Origin of the sequence: Brumimicrobium sp., assembly GCA_023957385.1 — a bacterium.
GTDB lineage: Bacteria > Bacteroidota > Bacteroidia > Flavobacteriales_D > Crocinitomicaceae > Brumimicrobium.
Map to the genome: position 1 here is coordinate 2,467,275 of JAMLGZ010000001.1, position 20,778 is coordinate 2,488,052.

At 35.4% G+C, this 20,778-nt stretch carries 13 protein-coding genes and 2 tRNA genes; 5 read left to right on the top strand and 10 right to left on the bottom strand.

Annotation, left to right across the window (positions count from 1 at the left end):
* Positions 1-173: 173 nt before the first annotated feature.
* From M9897_10775 to M9897_10790, 4 genes are all read right to left on the bottom strand, one after another.
* Positions 174-3,671, bottom strand: coding sequence for a WD40 repeat domain-containing protein (locus M9897_10775; protein ID MCO5269363.1), 3,498 nt, complete (start codon positions 3,669-3,671; stop codon positions 174-176).
* Positions 3,672-3,899: 228 nt separating this feature from the next.
* A complete protein-coding gene (locus M9897_10780) occupies positions 3,900-4,133 on the bottom strand; it encodes a hypothetical protein (protein MCO5269364.1) in 234 nt (77 codons plus the stop codon).
* Between the two features lie 26 nt (positions 4,134-4,159).
* Positions 4,160-4,927: a hypothetical protein gene (locus M9897_10785; protein ID MCO5269365.1), complete on the bottom strand. Its 768-nt coding sequence runs from the start codon at positions 4,925-4,927 to the stop codon at positions 4,160-4,162.
* Positions 4,928-5,134: 207 nt separating this feature from the next.
* A complete protein-coding gene (locus tag M9897_10790; GenBank protein ID MCO5269366.1) occupies positions 5,135-9,121 on the bottom strand; it encodes a CHAT domain-containing protein in 3,987 nt (1,328 codons plus the stop codon).
* Positions 9,122-9,611: 490 nt separating this feature from the next.
* On the opposite strand from M9897_10790, the gene M9897_10795 reads away from it, so the two are divergent.
* The gene (locus M9897_10795; protein MCO5269367.1) at positions 9,612-10,778 is read left to right on the top strand and encodes a phosphatidylserine decarboxylase; all 1,167 of its coding nucleotides are present in this window, start codon (positions 9,612-9,614) and stop codon (positions 10,776-10,778) included.
* 226 nt (positions 10,779-11,004) lie between these two features.
* Here M9897_10795 and M9897_10800 read toward each other — a convergent pair whose 3' ends face one another.
* Positions 11,005-13,056 carry an acetate--CoA ligase family protein gene (locus M9897_10800; protein MCO5269368.1) on the bottom strand — a complete coding sequence of 684 codons (2,052 nt, stop codon included), beginning with the start codon at positions 13,054-13,056 and terminating at the stop codon, positions 11,005-11,007.
* Positions 13,057-13,260: 204 nt separating this feature from the next.
* Here M9897_10800 and M9897_10805 point away from each other — a divergent pair, with 204 nt between their 5' ends.
* The 4 genes from M9897_10805 (at position 13,261) to lpdA (ending at position 17,278) form a co-directional block, all read left to right on the top strand.
* Positions 13,261-14,202: a PhoH family protein gene (locus M9897_10805; protein ID MCO5269369.1), complete on the top strand. Its 942-nt coding sequence runs from the start codon at positions 13,261-13,263 to the stop codon at positions 14,200-14,202.
* 37 nt (positions 14,203-14,239) lie between these two features.
* Positions 14,240-15,127 carry an ACP S-malonyltransferase gene (gene fabD / locus M9897_10810; protein MCO5269370.1) on the top strand — a complete coding sequence of 296 codons (888 nt, stop codon included), beginning with the start codon at positions 14,240-14,242 and terminating at the stop codon, positions 15,125-15,127.
* Positions 15,128-15,155: 28 nt separating this feature from the next.
* The gene (locus M9897_10815) at positions 15,156-15,722 is read left to right on the top strand and encodes a hypothetical protein (GenBank protein ID MCO5269371.1); all 567 of its coding nucleotides are present in this window, start codon (positions 15,156-15,158) and stop codon (positions 15,720-15,722) included.
* A gap of 164 nt (positions 15,723-15,886) precedes the next feature.
* The gene (lpdA, locus tag M9897_10820) at positions 15,887-17,278 is read left to right on the top strand and encodes a dihydrolipoyl dehydrogenase (GenBank protein ID MCO5269372.1); all 1,392 of its coding nucleotides are present in this window, start codon (positions 15,887-15,889) and stop codon (positions 17,276-17,278) included.
* Between the two features lie 279 nt (positions 17,279-17,557).
* On the opposite strand, the gene rpsT is transcribed toward lpdA, so the two are convergent.
* From rpsT to M9897_10845, 5 genes are all read right to left on the bottom strand, one after another.
* Positions 17,558-17,809 (bottom strand): 30S ribosomal protein S20, encoded by a 252-nt coding sequence (gene rpsT / locus M9897_10825; GenBank protein ID MCO5269373.1) that lies wholly within the window; start codon positions 17,807-17,809, stop codon positions 17,558-17,560.
* A gap of 44 nt (positions 17,810-17,853) precedes the next feature.
* Positions 17,854-17,925: transfer RNA gene (locus M9897_10830), tRNA-Glu, on the bottom strand.
* Positions 17,926-17,995: 70 nt separating this feature from the next.
* Positions 17,996-18,067: transfer RNA gene (locus M9897_10835), tRNA-Glu, on the bottom strand.
* Positions 18,068-18,504: 437 nt separating this feature from the next.
* A complete protein-coding gene (locus M9897_10840) occupies positions 18,505-19,743 on the bottom strand; it encodes an IS4 family transposase (GenBank protein MCO5269374.1) in 1,239 nt (412 codons plus the stop codon).
* Positions 19,744-20,164: 421 nt separating this feature from the next.
* The gene (locus tag M9897_10845; GenBank protein ID MCO5269375.1) at positions 20,165-20,635 is read right to left on the bottom strand and encodes a hypothetical protein; all 471 of its coding nucleotides are present in this window, start codon (positions 20,633-20,635) and stop codon (positions 20,165-20,167) included.
* Positions 20,636-20,778 lie beyond the last annotated feature (143 nt).

A 20,778-nucleotide genomic window follows, 5' to 3' on the forward strand; every position in this document is an offset into this window, starting at 1 on the left:
TTCAAACACCTTTTTTTATAGATATTGCTTTATTATATTAATGTATTCTAGTTCAGCGATTTTATATTGAGATGAGGCTATTTCTCTTTCAACTCCAACTTATTACCACCACTTATTTCAAAAGGAGTATAGCTATCACCACATTTATTCTTTACTTTTTTCTAACATCATTCCTACCACACCCTCCAATCAAACTCCAAGTTCTCGTTTCTACTCGTCGGTTTTTGCAAGCCTTTGGTTAATTCCAATACCTTTTCTCCAACTTTTTCTTTCAGTTCTCCAACATGAATAGCATCTTTTGTATCCATTAAGGAAATAATGCTATGTGTAAAAACGCCATTCTTTACTCCCTCATTCTCATAGGCAAACTGCGTTCCTCCGGCAGCGGAAATTACAGTTGCTCCCGTTCCTCTTCCCACATTTACAAAAATCTCCTGCATCAGTTCAAAGCTGTTTTTCAATCCCAAACCAGAGCCTTTATACTCAACCGGTTCAATCCCTTTGATTCCAGATTGCTTATTAACTTCCTGGATAGCTACCAAATCCTCCTTATCCACCTCTCCACTATTACAAGCATCAATAAGCAGTAGTTTTTTGCGAGCAGGAATACTGTCTAATAAATCTTCCAATGCTTCATACGGCAATCCTTTCTCTTTGGGGTTGTTAAAGTCAATTTCATGTGTGGATAGGTAGTAATCAAACTCATCGTCTAATAGTCCGTGACCAGAAAAGGAAACAATCACTTTGTCATTAACCGTGCTATTCATTAATTTCTTTTTGAGATTAGCCACACTTTCTTTGGTAACTTCTTCATCTAAAAGCGTAATGATTTCACAGTTGTCACCATATTTCGCTTTTAGGGCTTGCGATAAATCTTGGATGTCTTTCACCGAATATTTTAAATTGTAGTTTGATTGCTCATATTTATCCACCCCAATTCCTACATAATACAGCTTTTCTTTGGCTGGGGTTTTAGGTTCGTAGCGCACATAAAGTGGCTGGCGATAACTCTCGATACCATTGACGTTCAGAATAGATATTTCTATTTTATTTTCTCCATCGGAAAGGGTGATAGCAACCGTTTCATTGATTTCATTTAAATTTTGATTTCGAATGTTCACTCCTCTATCTCCATAGACAGGCACGCCATTTACCCAAACGTTGTAACGATCGAGCTTATAATCGTTGTCTTTTCCCCAAATGTTGAGGGTGAGTTGATTGGAATTTTGGTCGTAGTTGATATTATTTCTGTTTTTAAAATCACCTTCAGGCACAGAGTAACCACTATCGAAACTGGAGGTGTCTATTCCGAGCTTTTTGATGCGTTTGAGGTAGGCATTTTTGTAGGATTTAATTAATTCTTCGTCAGGATTTCCGAAGGCATCTCCAAGATCTTGAAGAACTTTGTCAGGACGATTGTATTTGATGTCTAATTGTTCAAAACCGATGATTTTATCATTGTCTTTGATGTAATAGAGAAGTTTTGCGGCTTTAGGAGATGCCATGTAATAACCGTTGGGTAAAAGGGTGAGAGGTTTGTCATTATCAAAGAAAAATTGACGGATGATTTGTTGGCCGGTTTTGGTGTCCCAGATGATGAAACTACCATCACGGGATGCTGTCAACACTTTTGTACCGTCTGAACTGAATACAGATGACGACATCTCGTTAGTATGCCCTTCAAAATTCCGTATCAATTCCCCACTTTCAGCATCCCAAAGTTTGGCAATTTTATCCCAAGAACTCGTCAACACTCCCCTACCATCTGGACTAAAAACAGCTGAATTCACAAGTAATTTATGCCCTTCAAAGCTATGGATTAATTTTCCACTTGCGACATCCCAAAGTTTAGCAGTTTCATCAGAAGATCTCGTCAATATCTTTATACCATCTGGACTAAAAATAGCTGAAATGACAACCCTAGCATGTCCTTCAAAACTATGGATTAATTTCCCACTTTCTACATCCCAAAGTTTAGCGGTTTTATCCGAAAATGTCGCTAATACTTTAGTACCATCCGGATTAAAAATACCTGAAGTAACCTCAGCTGTACTTACTTCAAAACTATGAATTAATTTTCCACTTCCCACATCCCAAAGTTTGGCGGTATTATCCTTAGATATTGTCAATACTTTGGTGTTATCAGGACTAAAAACAGCAGATCTTAGCCACTTGGTATGTCCTTCCAAACTATGAAGCAATTTTCCATTTTCCACATCCCAAAGTTTGGCGGTTTTATCACTAGATGCTGTCAACGCTTTCGTACCATCCGGACTGAAAACAGCTGAATTAACTTGATCGGTATGCCTTTCAAAACTATATATCAGTTTTCCACTTTCAACATCCCAAAGTTTGGCAGTTTTATCGTCTGATGCAGTCAACACTTTTGTACCATCTGGACTATAAACAGCTGAGTTGACATAATCTGTATGTCCTTTTAAATTTCGTGTTAAACTTCCATGTTGAACATCCCAAAGTTTAATGGTGTTGCTATTCCCTGATCTCGTCAATACTTTAGTATCGTCTGGATTAAAAACAGCAAAAAGGATTTCATCGGTATATCCTTCAAAATTTTGCAATAACTTGCCGCTTTGTGCATCCCACAATTTGGCAGTTTTATCACTTGACGCTGTTAAGACTTTTTTGCCATCTGGACTAAAAACAGCTAAGTTGACATACTCTGTATGTCCTTCAAAACTATTTAATAATTTTCCGCTTTTGACATCCCAGAGCTTAACTGTTTTGTCTTTCCCTGACCTCGTCAATATTTTTGTACCATTTGGACTAAAAACAGCTGAATTGACTGCACCCATATGACCTTCAAAACTATGAAGCAATTTTCCGCTTTTGACATCCCAGAGTTTTGCAGTTTTATCAAACGATGCCGTTACTATTTTTGTGCCGTCTGGACTCACAATAGCTGAAACAACATCATCAGTATGTCCTACAAAATTTAATATTAAATTTCCACTTTGAGCATCCCATAACTTGGCGGTTTTGTCATCTGATGTTATTAACACTTTTGTGGCATCTGGACTAAAAACAGCTGAGTTGACAGAATTATTTTGTCCTCCAAAACTATGGATTAATTTTCCGCTTTGGGTATCCCAGAGCTTAACAGTTTTGTCAAAAGAAGATCTAGTTAACACTTTTGTGCCGTCTGGGCTAAAAACAGCCGAATTGACTTCATCTGTATGCCCCTCAAAAGTTTGTACTATTTTTTTACTTTCAATATCCCATAGCTTGACAGTTTTGTCAAAAGATGTTATTATTAATACTTTGGTGCCATCTGGACTAAAAAGGGCTGAACGTACCTCATTATTATTCCCTTCAAAACTACGTACTAACTCTCCACTGTAAACATTCCATAATTTAACAGTTTCGTCATCTGATGCTGTCAACACCCTGGTACCATCTGGACTGAAAACTGCTGAATTGACCCCACTAGAATGTCCCTCAAAACTATGGATTAATTTACCGCTTTTAGCATCCCAGAATTTAACAGTATTGTCATAAGATATCGTCAATATCTTAGTGCCATCTGGACTGAAAATCGCTGACTGGACATTCCTGGTATGCCCCACAGGCAAGCCTAAGCGTATTGAATTCTGTTGGGCGTTGGCATTCCACCCCAAGCAAAGCAGTAAGATAAAAAGCACAATCTTTTTCATATCAGGTAATTACGGTTTATAAATATAATAAAATCACCTCACCAACAAAAAAAACCACCCAATTCTATAATCATTGAGCGGCTTTATAACTTTTGTAAAAATGGCATAAGTCTAATATTATGCACTCAGATAAAGAGTTATTCTCTGTTCACAAGATTTCTTATACGTAGAAATTGGGATATATCAGCTAAAAGTAGTTAACCGTATGCATCCTTTCCACATTAGAATTTAATCATTGATTTTTGCTGTACAAAACATATCATTGTTTTTGTTCAGCTTGCTATTGCATTTTTCTACTGCTTCATTATTGTTATCAGCAAAAACAGTTGCAGAGGTTTCTTTTGAACCATTTAGAACCACACCGTTTGAACAATGACAAATCCACGACTTTTTACATGAGGAGAAGGTAAAGGTCATAAGGAATAGACCTGCAACTAGGATGATTTTTTGTTTTGTATGCATACTATTTTGATTTTTATGTTAAGTTATTAAAAAGTAAAGTTTTGTTCTGTCAACATTTCTTCTAATGTTTGTACGTAAATGTCTATGATAGTTGTGATAGGAACTCCAGAGTAGATTTTTGTCTCCCATATTGAATTCATCAATTCGTCATAGTGCTTGCTTTTTATAGTGATTTTATCAACTTTACTGAATTTCTTTGTATGCTTATACGTATTAATTTTCTTACCATTTCTGTCATATAGCGTAAGTGTAATCTTGCAAGTAGGTTTAACGAAATTCTCTAAAATCTCAACCTCTGAATCCATAATTATTCCAACGGATTCATCGTATGTTAAAAAACTTTTCTTAGTCCAATATGGGAAGTTATCAAATCCATCTTTTCCATCTCCAAATAGCATCGTGTTGGTAGCTGGACTCATTCCTAATTTATTTTGGACAAAATCTGGATCTGCAACTATTACCGTTTTACCTGTTTTTTCAGATAAGATTTCTTCCGTAATTTTAAAAACAGAATACTTAGCATAATATGATAAACTAACCTTACCTGAAACGCTTGAAAGAACCTTGCTATCTCTTTCACTTTCGAATCCTGTAGCGTAGCTTTGAGGTATTGCAAACTTAAACTTAAAAATACTTGCATCACGTGTTTTAAAGTTGTCCCACTCTTTACGTATTTCCGTTTGATCGTCTGCATAAGAAACGTCAATTAATGCATTATTTTGGGCATAGCTATGGGAGACAAATACTAGTGCTATACTTAAAATTCCTCCTAAAATTTGTAGTTTTCTTTTCATCGGTTGTTTTTTATAATCATTTTTTTAGTTGCCAATTTTAACAAGCTTTATACCAAATGAATATATCAGGATAAAAGTTTTTGTTTTCAATCTATCTTTTACAGTTGAATAAGTTCCTTTGGTAGTAATTCCTATACTGTTTTGAAGAAGTTTAACAAATAAGAAATAGAAATGTTCATGGATAGTATATCTAACAGAACTTAAAGACTACCTCACCAACACAAACGCCGCCCACTTATACGGCTCCTCCGCATACTTCCCTTTCATATACTCCTGCGTAGCTTTATAACTCGCTTCAATATCGTTATTTTCAAACAATTTACCATAAAAATACTCCATAAATTCCGCTGTTTCTTTATCCGGTACTTGCCACAGACTCATCAAGAGATATTTTGCTCCTGCCATCTTAAACGAACGTTGTAATCCATACACTCCTTCACTCCCTTTGATGTCGCCCAATCCTGTTTCACAGGCTGAAAGTACAACCAATTTCGTGTTGGGTAAGGCTACGTTTGAGGCTTCGTAAGCAGTCAAAATTCCATCTTCCAAACCTTCGGGAATAGCTTCTCCTTTCCAGGTGTGGTTTGCTCCAGCAAATAATAATCCCGAACGGTTGAGTGGATTATCAGAGAGTTTAAACATGTTTTGTTGCTCTCCTATGCGTTGCATTCTTTCTAGGTCTTCTTTTTTAGTTTCAGGATCTGGGAAGAAAAAACCGTGGGTAGCAATGTGCAAGATTTGTGGGGAGTTTTTACCGTTTAGTGCTTTAAATTGCTCTTCTGTTGCCTTATTTCCTGTATAATAATTCACTTTTGCTTGACCCTTTTGAGCTACAGTTTGGATGCGTTCTACTTCGGTAAGTGTCCCTTGAAGATAACTCCATGTCTCCCCACCTCGGTTTAAATCTTCGCTTAATGAACGTGAAACAAAATCATCTTTTCCTGCTATATTTTGAACAGACTGGGCAATTGTTTTACTATCTTCATCGTAGTTAACACCTCCGAATAAAGCAATGTCTGTAAACTTCTCCGTAGAGGTTTCTTCTAACAATTTAGCTGTGGTACTAACTTGGTGTAAATCGTATATATCCGAAAGATATTTACCATCGGGAGTGGTAATGGCCGAAAAGGCAATTTGGTTAAGCGTACCGCTTGGTGCAAAGTAGATGGTTTCGCCTTCTTTCAGGTATTGCGCCATTGGTTTCCAAACGAGGTCGTACATTTTAGCTAAATCGGGACCCGTAGCAACTTCGGAGATTCCACGGTAGAGATTGGAGACTTGGTTGACTCCTTTACCGGAATTTGCTAAAAGTTCATCCATTTCTGCTTGGGTAAAGAGAGGAACAAGTTGTGGTTGTGGGGCGTTTTTGCGGAGAATGAGTGCCGTATATTGGGTGGTGTCTGTCCATCTGCTCCCTGTAAAAACGCGAAAATTTGAAAATTCAATGGCTACTTCGTTGGGTTTTAGTTTCTGCTGAACATCTTGCCAAGTGGTTTTACCCACTTGGAAGAGCAAACCTGAATTTTTCGTGAGTTGAATCAATTTTTTTTCTAAATTTTCAGCTTCCAATTCCCATTCTTTCAAGTGTTCGCTTCGATTTACAATAGGTAAAGAATATTGTTTAGCTAGGGTAGCCTTTTTTTGTGACCATTCTTCAAATTTTTGCAACACTTCAGGATTATCACTATTCTCGATGTTATTACGCATATTTTGGCTAGAAGCTAGTATCAAACCTTTGGTTAACAATTCCATGTCAAAAGCAGGTTTAGCGGTTGAATTATCTCGGGCATAATAAATTGAAAAACCACTCTGATATCCTCTAATGTAGGGACTTATGGATTGTATAAATTTTTCCTTTTCATCTTCAGACAAAAAACTAAAATTTTGATTGATTTGACTTTTAATATTCTCTAGAGATTCAGTAATATATGGATACGCTTTTTCAAATTCATCTTGTTTTAAGTAAAAAGAAGTAATATTACTAAGTTGTAATCCATAATTAGAATGTTCGACTCCCAACGTATTTTTAAAACCTTCAAGTGCTTCTTTGTATAATGAAATAGCCTTGTCATTTTCTCCGATATCGCTATATAACAAGGCTAAATTCCCAATAAACAACATATAATCTGGATTGTCTTTTCCATGATACGTAAGCACATTTAGAATAGCCTCCTGAATCAAAGGAAGTGCCTTATCATATTGTTCTATCAGAAGATACATCGTTCCAGCATTATTCAAAATCATATTATAAGAGGATTGTTGTTTTTCCAAACTCTTACGGGCGCTTTCCAATACTTCTTCTATTACTTCCAATGCTTTATCGTATTGGCGTAAATTCTTATAGATTATAGATAGATTATTCAAATATTGTATATAAGAAGGGTGATTTTCCCCCAAAATTTTCTTTGTCTTGGCCACAGCTTCTAATTCCATTTCTAGTGCTTTCTCATTTTGACCAAAACTTTGATAAATCGTAGCTAAATTATTCAATACTAAACTATATCCCGGATGGTCTTTACCAAAAGTTTTTTCTACATTCTCTAAGGCTTGCTCACAATATTGCACCGCCTTATCGTATTTACCCATCTTATTATACAAATCCGATAAATTGGAAAGTAAAGTGTTATAAGTTTGATTAACTACATGATTTTCTTCTAATATTTCTTTGAGTTCTAAATACCGTTGCTGTGCTTTTTCATACTCACCAAACTTGGCATAAGCTAAGGCTTGATTATTAACTATTTTGAAATAAGGGTCATTTATTTTACCTGAATTAGTTTCTATGTTTATAAGGGCTTTATCATAATACTCAAAAGCGGCGTCAAATTCACCCAAACTCACATACTGGTCTGCAACATTACCTAAATAAATACCATTATAAGGATGATTTTCTCCCAAGAGGCGTGCAACATTAGAAAGTACTTCCAATTGAATATTCAACGCTTTTCTATTCTCTCCTTTATCCGCATACAGAATACTCAAATTATTCAGTAATTGATAATAATCAGGGTTGTCTTTACCGTATCTCTGAGAAGCAACTTCAAGCATTTCATTATAAGTATCCTCCGACTCTTGATATTTTCCTAAGCAACGATAAACATCTGCTAGAATGCTTAATTGTAGCGGATAGTTTGCAAAACAAGTAGTTAAATTTCTATTGGTTAATTCAATAGCTTCTTGAATATACATTAAAGTCATCTTATAGTTCTCTATATCTCTATATACTCCTGCTAAATTACTTACGATTGTGTTGTAATTAAAATTGTCCTTCCCATACAGAAGTTCCGTAGAATCTTTGACATTAAAGAAAATTGACAATGCCTTTTCATAATCTCCCAAAAATCGGTAGGTCATCGCTATATTACTTTGGATAAGGAAATAGTTTGGGCTTTGATTCCCCAATGTTTTGCGTGTATATGCTAGAGATGTTATATAAACAGGAATTGCTTTTTGATATTCTCCTAAACTTCGGTATGTTTCAGCAAGATTTCCGAGATAGATACCATAATTTATATCCTGATCGGCATTTCCTTGTGTATTTTCCACAGCTTGTAAGAATAATTCTTGTGCATCTTTATACAATCCTTCTCCTTGATATAACATACCTAAATTATTAACCAATAGATTATAACTAGGATCTTCTACCCCAAGGTTTTCACCAAGAAATTCAATACGTGTCAACAGCACTTGTTCGGCCTCTTGCAGAAGTCCTAAAGATTTATACATATTAGTAACCGCAACAATGTTGGAAGCATATCTAGGGTGAGTTGCTCCAAAATATTTCTCCGAATTTACAATCACATCAGAATACACAGAATCCGCTTCTTCATAGCGTTCTAATTCAGCATACTCATTAGCCAAGAAAGCTTGATATAATATAAAATCCTCATCATCTTCTCCTAAAACGGGTTTTAGAATTTTGATAGCTTCTTCAAATAAAGGAAGGGCTTCTGTATGATCTCCTAAGGTATGTTTGATATTGGCTACGTTAAATAGAGAAATCCCATAGTTGCCTGATTTCACACCAAACTCTTTTTTAGCTGCTTTCACGGACTCTTGTGCATAGGTTAATGCTTCTACATAGTTACCCTGTTGAAAAGAAGAAACAACTTTGTCATTTAATTCTTCAAAATTCTGACTATACAAAAGGGTTGTAGCGAGAAGAAATAAAAAGGTAAGAAAAGAAGATTTCATCCTAATAAGATTTTGGGTTACACAAGAATACAAAAAATATTCCTCTTTTATTTGCGTAAATTCTTTAAATAAAAAAAGCTTCCTTAATAGAAAGCTTTTTATTAAAATCGATTAACAAATACTATCCATTATTTAGGTATAAGTGAAACCATGGAATAATTTTGACTTTCTTAACACGATTATTCAAGTTTTTTAATACATTTACTTATTGTGTATATATAAAAGGCTAATAAATTCATGATTACCTATGTATTTGGCTTGTAATAGCTTAAAAAATAGAAAACAATTTATAAATAGACCCCGAGCAACCAAGGTTCTCGAGGTGACAATTGTGAGGGGAAGCTATCGGTCGGCTTCGCCGACCGCCCTGTCCGCTCTATGTATTGTCACCCCGACGGACGAAGGAGGGTCGGGGTCTAGCACTACATTTTATACTAAAAATACAACGAATTACATTTATCTTTAATTAAAAAGTGTTTAAACTCCAACCATGAAACCATACTACGGAAAAACCACCCAAGCACTCATCGCTCTTGTTGAGGGGAATTCTATCATCAAGAATTTACTTATTCAATCGATTGAGCAAGCTCGAAAAATAAATTCTGATAGAAATACTAATCCAGCCCAAAATCTGGAGGAATATTATGATTTTATTACTTGGGCAGAAAAAGCTCTTCCATGGAACGTTTTACCCAATGTTAAGATAAGTACAATGTATGAACAGATTGATCAATGCTTGTGCTATTTCTATTTTATCAACGATCAACCACTTCGTGAAATAAACGATCAAAGTTTGTATAATAACTCTCTTCAATACATGGGGCCTTATACTTCTTGGATGGTAGAATTCAACAAAACATTAGGAGCCTTTCTAGACACAGAGGAATCTTGGAAAGAAGAATATTATCATTTGTTATATGACGATAAACGATTTGGATTAAACAAAGATTGGTACGAGCATCCTTCCAACTGGAAAACATTTAATCAGTTTTTTAGCCGTTATTTAAAATCTCCAAGCAAACGACCCATCTTTGAGATGGAAAATGATTCTGTAATCGTATCTCCAGCTGACGCTGTTCCTCAAGGCGTATGGGAAATAGATGAAAATGGATATATCATACAACAAAATGAAACCATTTTTATTAAATCAGCAAAGCTGAATTCAATTGAAAGTCTCATTGGTGAAGGGAGTGCTTATCAAACTGCTTTTAAAAAAGGAATATTCACGCATGCCTATTTAGGTGTATCTGATTATCATCGCTATCATTTTCCTATCAGTGGAATCGTCAGAGAAATACGCATCATTCCTGCTCAATGTGCTGCCGGATGTTATATTACATGGGATGCACAACAGCAGAAATACGTGTATGATGCCTCCATTCCTGGATGGCAATCTGTTGAAACACGGGCTTGTGTTATAGTCGAGAATGAACATCTGGGTCTAGTAGCGTTATTACCTGTAGGTATGTCACAAGTTTGCTCTGTCAATTTTGAAAAAGAGATTCAGGTGGGTCACTCTTTCAAGAAAGGAGACATGTTGGGGTACTTCCTCTTTGGGGGATCAGATTTCATCCTCATTTTTCAAGAAGGTGTTAAATTTGAATTAACAAGTACAGAACACTTATTAATGGGAGAAGAATACGGAAGAATCAGATAATCTCTTACCCATTGTGCATTTGCAAAAATAAATAAGCTTTATAATTCACTAATAGACCCCGAGCAACCAAGGTTCTCGGGGTGACAATTGTGAGGGGAGACTATCGGTCGGCAAAGCCGACCGCCTAGCCCTGTCAGTCCTCGATATTATTTTTCTGCGAAAAATAATATCGAGGACTGACACCATAATTTACATTTTATTCTAAATGCACAACGAGTTATCTCTTCTACTTTTCGATACAAATTCGTGCATCTACCACACTTAATTCCTTTCCTTTTGCCTTCAATGGGTTCAAGTCTAATTCACTGATTTCAGGAGCAATATGCACCAAGGCTCCAATACGCTGAACAGTATCAATAAATTTTTCTTTGTTAAGGCCTTTCTTATTGCGATATCCTTCTATCAATGGGTAACCTTTGAGTGATTCCACCATAGCTTGCACTTCTTCGTACGACATAGGAGCTAATGCTGAAGATGTATCATTCAACAATTCCAAAAAGACACCTCCTAAGCCACAAAGAACTACGTGCCCAAAATCGCCGTGTTTTACTGCACCACAATACAATTCTTCTCCTTCTACCATTTGTTGAATTAACACAGCATTTGCACCTTTAATCTTCATCAAATCTTTGAAGGTTTCATGTACTTGCTTTTGATTAATGATATTCAAACGAACACCATCCACATCTGATTTATGAATAGGTCCAATGACTTTCATAACAACTGGAAATTCTAATTTATCAGCAATAACATCCAACTGAGTTTCTTCATAAATAGTCCATTGACTAGCTGACTCAATACCTGCAGCATCTAACAACTCTTTAGTCATCTCTGTATTCAAATATCCATCTGTTGCTGCATTCACAATTTCACGAATAGCAACAATATCCATTTCGGGTAGTTTTACCTTTTCAAAATTGTATTTTTTAGAAGTATAAACATGTGACAACGCTTTTCCAAGGTTCACCTCATCTGGAAAATTCACACGTCCTCCTGCCAAGAACACTTTAATTTCGTCCGCCGCATTAATTACGGAAGGTAAAACAGGGTAGATTGGAATTTTACAAGTTTTCATCTTTGCCTCTAGCACTTCATATACATCTTTTACATTAAAGAGTCCTGAACTACCGAACACAACACACATACCGTCAATTCCTTCATATTTTTCGCAAAAATCAATGATTTCTCCCAACTGCTCTGCTGTTCCTGTTGCCAAAAAGTCAATGGGGTTAGCCGCAGATGATCCTGGGTGTAATTTCTTTAATAATTCCTTTGTTTTAGATGGATCTAGAGGAGGAACAGAAAGTCCGTTTGAAGTCAATGCATCAGTCAACATAACAGCAGATCCACCTGCGTGCGTGATAATAGCAATGTTACTTCCTTTCAATTCTTTCGTTTGTAACACACCTGCAACCGCAATCAATTCATCACGACTACTACAATATACAATTCCAGCTTTTTTAAATAAAGCACGGATAACTACATCCGATGTAGCTAAAGCTCCTGTATGTGAAGAAGCCGCTCTACCTCCAGCTTCGGAGAATCCAGATTTAATAGCTGCAATTTGACATCCTTTTTGGATGAGAGAGGTAGCGTGTTTTAAAAACTTAAATGGATTTTTAACTTGTTCTAAATAGAGTAGTTTTACTTTGGGACTCTTTCCTTCAACATAAGTTACATCTAAGTATTCTAGAATTTCTTCTACTCCAGTTTGTGCTGCATTTCCAATCGAATAAATAGAGGAGAACTTCAGTCCTATCAACATAGCAGCCTCCATGATAAATACAGCTGTTGCTCCCGAACTAGAGATCATTTCGCATCCCATAGGGTCATACGCAGGTACAGGAGTAGTAAATACACCTTTATAATTACCATTGATGATTCCGATACAATTTGGTCCAATTAAAGTTGCATTATGCGCATTAATCAGAGAAACCATTTCTTTTTCAAGCTTAATTCCCTCCTCGCCCGCTTCAGAGAAACCTGCAGAGAATAAAATAAATGCCTTGGTCCCTTTTCCTAACAAAGTTCTAATTGCTTCCAAACAAAAATTAGAGGGGATTGAAATAATAGCCAAATCAACTTCTTCAATTTCTTCCACACTAGCTACAGGCGTAACACCTTTAATATTTATCCCTTTTGGATTCACTCCATAAATTGTCCCCTTAAATTTTCCGTCTATTAAATTTTGAATCACCATTCCTCCTGGTTTATTCTTGTGCTCTGATGCTCCAACGACAGCAATACTTTTAGGGTTTATTAATTGAGAATTAATCATTTCTTATTCGATTTTGCAGTAAATATAATAGGTATTTAACTAATTTAGGACTAAACTATCTTTTAAACATGTAAAAAATGACAAAAGTCAACTCACTTATAAAAATAATCAACCACTACAGGAAGTTATTAACAGCTATTGTTTTTTACACTGAATTATATATACATTTACTTTTCATAACATTACAACTAAAAAAATAGCGTATTGCAAGAACTGAGATTAGAAATTCAAGATGTTGATCCAGTAGAATTATTAGGGATTAACAATGTAAAACTTAACTTATTAAAAAAGTATTTTCCCGATTTACAAATCTCCTCTCGAGGGAATATTGTTACGGTTCAAGGTGAAGAAGAGATTATTTCTCAATTTGAATTAAAATGGCAGCGTTTACTAGCTTTTATTAAAAAGTATGGGCAGTTGCATGAAAACAATATTGACAATATTATGACGGAAGATCCCTCCGATTTATTGTCAGGAAATGGCGATGAAACCATACTTTTTGGAGTTGGTGGCGCAATTATTAAAGGGCGCACCTACAACCAACGTAAAATGGTTGAAGTTGTGGGAAAAAAGAATATGGTTTTTGCCGTGGGTCCAGCAGGTACAGGTAAAACCTATACCGCTGTCGCCTTAGCTGTTCGTGCTTTAAAGAACAAAGAAGTAAAGCGAATCATCTTAACACGCCCTGCAGTTGAAGCTGGTGAAAATTTAGGTTTCTTACCGGGAGACTTAAAAGAAAAGTTAGATCCATACATGATGCCTTTATACGATGCCCTACGCGACATGATTCCAGCAGAAAAACTCTTAAACTATATAGAAGTAGGAACGATTGAGATTGCTCCGTTAGCATTTATGAGGGGAAGGACTTTGGATAAGGCATTCGTTATTTTGGATGAAGCTCAAAATACAACAGTGAGCCAAATGCGTATGTTCCTTACGCGTATGGGACGCGATGCCACTTTCGTAATTACGGGAGATGTATCACAAATTGACCTTCCTTCTAAACAAAAATCCGGACTCATATATGCCGTAGATGTGTTAAAAAACATCGATGATATCGGTATCATCCAATTGAATAAGAATGATGTCATTCGTCATAAACTCGTTAAACAGATTATAGAAGCATTTGACGAGCATCCTGAATAGATTTTATGTTATTTTTGCACCACAAACAAAAGAGAATATGAAAGCATACGTTTTTCCGGGACAAGGAGCCCAATTTCCAGGAATGGGAAAAGAATTATACGACAACTCACCCATCGCCAAAGAGTTATTCCATAAAGCAAATGATATTTTAGGGTTTGACATTACCAACATCATGTTCAATGGAACGGAAGATGAATTAAGACAAACCAAAGTAACTCAACCTGCAATCTTTTTACACTCTGTAATTTTAGCTAAAGTTTTAGGTGACCAGTTCAAGCCCGATATGGTGGCTGGGCATTCCTTAGGGGAACTTTCTGCTATGGTGGCTATAGGAATTCTTTCCTTCGAAGATGGATTAAAATTAGTTTCTGAGCGTGCATTGGCTATGCAAGCTGCTTGTGAAACTGAACCTTCTACTATGGCTGCTATTCTTGGGTTAGAAGACAATGTAATCGAAGAAATTTGTACTAATATTGATGAAGTGGTTGTTGCAGCAAACTACAATTGTCCGGGTCAATTAGTGATTTCTGGCTCTAATAAAGGAATTGAAATTGCTTGTGAAAAAGCCATTGCTGCAGGTGCAAAACGTGCTTTGCCGCTATCTGTTGGTGGTGCTTTCCACTCTCCCTTGATGGAACCTGCTCGTGAAAGACTTGCGAAAGCTATAGAGAATTCAGCTTTCTCTCAAGGGATATGCCCTGTTTATCAAAATGTAACAGCAAAAGGAGAAACAGATACTGAACTAATTAAGAAAAACTTAATTGCACAATTAACTGCTCCTGTGAAATGGACACAAATCATGCAACAAATGATTAGTGATGGCTGTACTGAAGTGATTGAAGTTGGTCCGGGCAAAGTACTTCAAGGACTTTTCAAAAAGATAGACAGAGCTTTCCCTACTTCCAGTGCGGAAATGAATGCATAAGAAATATCGTCTCGCTAAATAATACAGTATGCATGCCATTGAACCATATTATAACTGGCGAGATTACTATATTTCTTCAGAAGATGATCGTTCTCCTTTTTACGAACGTGAATACAGTGAATTTGAATTCTCCGAACAGATTTATAACTTCCTGATTCATCCTCAATGGGACAACTTTGGGTCTCCTACCCTCTTCATGAAAATTCTTTATACAGATTATGAGGAAGGATATACCATCATTGAGCTTATTGGGGAATGGAATGATGCTATTAATAATGACATTATGTTTCTCAAACGAGAAATTGTTGAACACATGTTGGGAGAAGGAATTAATAAATTTATTCTCATCGGTGAAAATGTGCTCAACTTTCATTATTCCGACGATTGTTATTATGAAGAATGGTTTGATGAAGTGGATGATGGATATATAGCGCTTGTGAATTTTCATCCACATGTTGTGAAGGAATTCGGTTATATCAATATCGATCAATATTTTGTGATGGGAGGAGATTTAGAAGAAGTTTCTTGGAGAACATATACGCCCGAACAGTTTTTTGAAATTATTGATGGGTATGTGATGAAAAGAATTGGTTAATTAACTAAATCTTTTAACCTCTAAGCAAGTTAAGGTTTGATACAAAGGTCGATTAGCTTAGTGTACTTTGTGAAAAAAACTTTGCAACCTTTGCGGTTAAACTTGCGGTTAAATCAAATAAAAATCCTTAATTTCGTCCAGAATTTGATAGAAAATATACAATTATGAATTACGATATTATTGTTCTTGGTAGTGGTCCTGGTGGATATGTTACCGCTATACGTGCCTCACAACTTGGTTTAAAAACTGCAGTTATCGAAAAAGAAGCATTGGGTGGAATCTGTTTAAACTGGGGGTGTATTCCTACTAAAGCTTTATTGAAAAGTGCACAGGTATTTGAATATTTAAACCATGCTGAAGAATATGGTATCAGCGTAAAAGGTGGTACTGCTAATTTTGATGAAATTATCAAAAGAAGTCGCGGCGTAGCTGAAGGCATGAGCAAAGGAGTTCAATTTCTTATGAAAAAGAACAAAATTGATGTGATTATGGGAACAGGTAAATTACTGGCTGGAAAGAAAGTAGAAGTTACCGATAAAGACGGAAAGAAAACTACTTATGCAGCGGATAAAGGTATAATCATCGCTACAGGAGCTCGTTCTAGAGAATTACCTAATTTAAAACAAGACGGTAAAAACGTGATTGGATACCGTGAAGCAATGTCTTTACCTAAACAACCAAAGAAAATGGTGGTTGTTGGTTCAGGTGCAATTGGAGTGGAATTTTCATATTTCTACAATGCAATCGGAACTGAAGTAACCATTGTTGAATTCATGGATAGAATTGTTCCTGTAGAGGATAAAGATGTTTCTAAAGAATTTGAAAAAGCGATTAAAAAACAAGGCATTAAGGTGATGACTAGCTCTTCTGTTGAGAAGGTGGATGTAAAAGCTGGAGCTTGTACCGTACATATTAAAACCGACAAAGGAATGGAAACTATCGAATGTGATGTTGTTCTTTCTGCTGTTGGTATAGAAGCAAATATTCAAGGAATCGGATTGGAAGAAGTAGGAATCGCTACAGATAAAGGAAAAATCATGGTAAATGATTTCTATCAAACAAACATCCCAGGATATTTTGCAATTGGTGACTGTGTACCAGGACAAGCCTTAGCTCACGTTGCTAGTGCTGAAGGTATCACTTGTGTTGAGAAAATTGCTGGACACAATCCTTCACCAATTGATTATAACAACATTCCAGGTTGTACCTATGCTTCTCCAGAAATTGCTTCAGTTGGATATACAGAAGAAAAAGCAAAAGAAGCTGGATACGATGTTAAAGTTGGTAAATTCCCATTCTCCGCTTCTGGTAAAGCAAGTGCTGCCGGAGCTAAAGATGGTTTTGTAAAATTAATTTTCGATGCTAAATACGGTGAACTATTAGGTGGTCACATGATTGGTTACAACGTAACTGAAATGATTGCCGAAATCGTTGCTATTCGCAAATTAGAAACTACCGGAGAAGAGCTGATTAAAACTGTTCACCCTCACCCAACTATGTCAGAAGCTGTAATGGAAGCAGCTGCAGCAGCATACGGAGAGGTTATCCATCTATAATAGATACGCTAATTTCCATTTTTTGGAATTCGAACCATTAAAGAGACAGCAAAACTGTCTCTTTTTTTTTGATCTTCTGTTCAATAAATGTTTTGGTGCAGGAAGATTGTGGGGATTACGTCTAGGCAATATAAATTAAACCCAATAGCGAATTCAAAGAGAATCTACAAATACACCAAGTACCTCCTAAATGGCAAATATCTTCCTTTTACACAAGCATAAAACCAAAAAAGGGGATACGTTTCCGCATCCCCTACATTTCTTCTCAAAACAGTTTACTTATAATTTAGCAATATGAACTGCTAAACCAGACTTAAGGTTTGCTGCCTTGTTTTTGTGAATAATATTTTTCTTAGCAATCTTATCAATCATGGAAGAAACTACAGTAAATTGCTTTTCTGCTTCTTTTTTATCAGTAGTTGCACGTAAATCTCTAATCGCATTACGTGTAGTTTTATGCTGATACTTGTTTAAAATTCTCTTAGCCTCGTCTGAACGAGTTCTTTTAATTGTTGACTTATGATTTGCCATACTTCTTTAATTCTAAATTAATTCTTTACTTTCAATAAAATAAGTAGCCCATAGGAGAATCGAACTCCTGTTACCAGGATGAAAACCTGATGTCCTAACCACTAGACGAATGGGCCGCGTTTTAAATAATTCAATTTAATCATTCTCGTTTGAATGATAGAAGGTGAATTTTCCTTCAAATTTTAGTAGCCCATAGGAGAATCGAACTCCTGTTACCAGGATGAAAACCTGATGTCCTAACCACTAGACGAATGGGCCAAAATTTCAATACCTCAAAAATCGGAGTGCAAATATATACACTTTTGGGATAAAAACAAACTATTTCAAGTTTTTTTTAAGTACATAAACTACTGAAATTTGCCGAACTTTAAAGAAATACTATGTTCTTATAAAAGTATTTGTTTTAATATCCTGAAAGCGAACTATATTACACCAATCTCAAAGAGATGCATGGTGCTATCTAAAAAGTGCGAGAGGGAAAAACAGGCGTTCTTCCCTCTCGCTAATCAACCTAACCTAACCACCTAAATCATTACAAATATAAACATAGTTTCTTATATCTACTAAAAAAAAAATGTTAAAAATGAGGTTTAATCACATTCATCCGAAAGTTTTTTAAAATTTGATACAAAACATCCTGTATCGTCCTATTTGTAATAGTCAATAATCATAATGTGAGAAAAAAAGTCAAACAGTTAAAACATTTGGAGTTGTACCGTTGTCCACAAATCATCTTCTGGAGGAGGTTTCTCTGCTTTTTGGACAATCGGTCGGATAGTATTTATAACATAATCTAAGGAAAGATAGAATGGCAGACAAATTCTTATTTTTTCTACAAAGTTTGAAAAAGCCGTTTTCCCTGACACCCCAACTCTTCGTAAAAGTTCAAGTAGTAAATAGGTAATTAATGCAATAAATATTTGTGATTTTACTGCATTTTCAGAAGTTCCTATAAAAGTTTTGACATTGAGATTTTGTTTTAAAAGCTTGAAGAAAGTTTCTATATCCCAACGCCTTCTGTATAGTTCTGCAATTGTTGAAGCTTTCCAAGAAAGATTATTAGTTATAATTTCTATCGTTGTATTTTTCTCTTCATGGTAGGCTACAACCTTTCTGAATTTCATTTGATTTATCCCAACTTCTTTTGCTTTTTGTCCTGTCAAATAAATAATCTCGTCTATTAAAATATGTTGATCCTCATTTTCTGGAAGATCTAATTCTTCAGCTACTTCATAAACAGTGTTTTCTTTTATTCTTGTAACAAAAACATTTTGGGACAACACCCTAGCTTTAATGATGTTAAAATCCCAATATCCTTTATCTTCAACAATAATCGTATCCTTTGGGAAAACAATTTCTTCAAATCCTTTTCTGTCATGAATAGATGCATTAGTGATATTCACAAGGTTAGGCATCATCATCGCCTCATCCCATTGCGTATGGATTTTAATTCCTCCTTTTGCTGTCCGAAACTTTGCCCAATCAAAAAGCCCTAGACACACGCTAACTGTACTGCTATCACGAAGAAGAATAGTTTGATTTTTAACTTCTTCTACTACTTTTCGATGAGTATGTCTTTTCAATAAATTACCGTAGTAGCTTAACAAACTCATATACAGACTCTCAAAGACTTTGTGGCTACGTTTTTTATTCCCATCACTCATCGTTGATTTTGCAGGACTTTGTTTTAAGTCTAAGTCCCGAATAAAGGTTTTCGACACACCAATACCAACAGAAATATCCTCTAAAGTACTACATCGAGACAGCTGTCCGAACAAATTTGCAACAAGTTGGTCATAAGTCTTGTATTTATGGCATCCCTTGTCAGAATTATGCTGTTGAATAACTCTTGCTAATAAATGTTGAGGAATTAAGTCAATAATTTGACGAATTACAGGCTTATTGTTATTTTTGTTCCTACGAAACAGTCCCATTTCATTTGAATTTTGTCGTGATTTTCAAATTTAAGAAGACTGTTTCGGTTTTTTAATTTTTAATATGATTTTCTGAAAAAGTTTCGGATAGTTATGAGGTTTAATTTAAATTTATTTACACTAAAAAAGTCAATCCACACCAAATCAACTCTTTACTAAGAAAAAGTATAACCCATAAGTCGGATATTAAATTCAAATCATCAATCTTCTCTAAAGAAAACCTGCCATTCAATCAATGCCCACACAAACAAAAAAGCAATCTGTATCTTATTGGCATCAAAATGCAGTAAGTTGATAAACAAAAAATGGAAAATCAAATAAATCGCAACAGGATAAACTATTCTTACAATGAACTTGGGGGTCTTCCCTAGACCCACCACCCTTTTACGAAGTGAAGAAAACATAGAAAAAAGGGAAATTATTATTTACGCTGATAAGAATCAATAATATCCTTCTCAGAGTTCTTTAAAACTAAACTCTTATCATCGATCGTTTGGATAACATACGATTCTACGTTGTTAGAATCTGTCAAACTATAACGTAAAACTAATTCGTCATCGTTGTACACCTCCCATTGACCTGAAGAACGTTTCTCCATTTTTTCTTTTTCAGAGGCATTTGTCTTAATCATATCATAGATTGAAAAATAACCGTTGTTTTCAAAGTGCGTAACAATAGATGGTGTTTCTAAACTATAATTTACACTTTTACTTCCATCAGCATTCGTTCTTTTAACTAAAATCCATTGCCCTGAAAGTTGGTATAAAATATTGCTAGAATCAATAGCAGTTACTGCTCCTGAATCATTGTCTTTTTCTTCTGTTACTTCAGAATTATTTGAGGTACAGGCGAATAAAAACAAGATAGTGATGATAGAACAAATTATTTTCATTATAAAAATTTTTACAAAGATAGGGAAAATAGTTGATAATAAATCGTGTTGAATAGAAAGTTTTTTCTGATTTTAATAAATATCCTTAAATCAAACTATTTCTTCTTTATGAAGTGTATTTAGTATGATTTCTTACCATATTA

What these genes read in the sequence shown, in the direction of transcription:
- M9897_10775 (MCO5269363.1), bottom strand. Translation starts at nt 3,671, where the DNA reads ATGAAAAAGATTGTGCTTTTTATCTTACTGCTTTGCTTGGGGTGGAAT.
- M9897_10780 (MCO5269364.1), bottom strand. Translation starts at nt 4,133, where the DNA reads ATGCATACAAAACAAAAAATCATCCTAGTTGCAGGTCTATTCCTTATG.
- M9897_10785 (MCO5269365.1), bottom strand. Translation starts at nt 4,927, where the DNA reads ATGAAAAGAAAACTACAAATTTTAGGAGGAATTTTAAGTATAGCACTA.
- M9897_10790 (MCO5269366.1), bottom strand. Translation starts at nt 9,121, where the DNA reads ATGAAATCTTCTTTTCTTACCTTTTTATTTCTTCTCGCTACAACCCTT.
- M9897_10795 (MCO5269367.1), top strand. Translation starts at nt 9,612, where the DNA reads ATGAAACCATACTACGGAAAAACCACCCAAGCACTCATCGCTCTTGTT.
- M9897_10800 (MCO5269368.1), bottom strand. Translation starts at nt 13,056, where the DNA reads ATGATTAATTCTCAATTAATAAACCCTAAAAGTATTGCTGTCGTTGGA.
- fabD (MCO5269370.1), top strand. Translation starts at nt 14,240, where the DNA reads ATGAAAGCATACGTTTTTCCGGGACAAGGAGCCCAATTTCCAGGAATG.
- M9897_10815 (MCO5269371.1), top strand. Translation starts at nt 15,156, where the DNA reads ATGCATGCCATTGAACCATATTATAACTGGCGAGATTACTATATTTCT.
- lpdA (MCO5269372.1), top strand. Translation starts at nt 15,887, where the DNA reads ATGAATTACGATATTATTGTTCTTGGTAGTGGTCCTGGTGGATATGTT.
- rpsT (MCO5269373.1), bottom strand. Translation starts at nt 17,809, where the DNA reads ATGGCAAATCATAAGTCAACAATTAAAAGAACTCGTTCAGACGAGGCT.
- M9897_10840 (MCO5269374.1), bottom strand. Translation starts at nt 19,743, where the DNA reads ATGGGACTGTTTCGTAGGAACAAAAATAACAATAAGCCTGTAATTCGT.
- M9897_10845 (MCO5269375.1), bottom strand. Translation starts at nt 20,635, where the DNA reads ATGAAAATAATTTGTTCTATCATCACTATCTTGTTTTTATTCGCCTGT.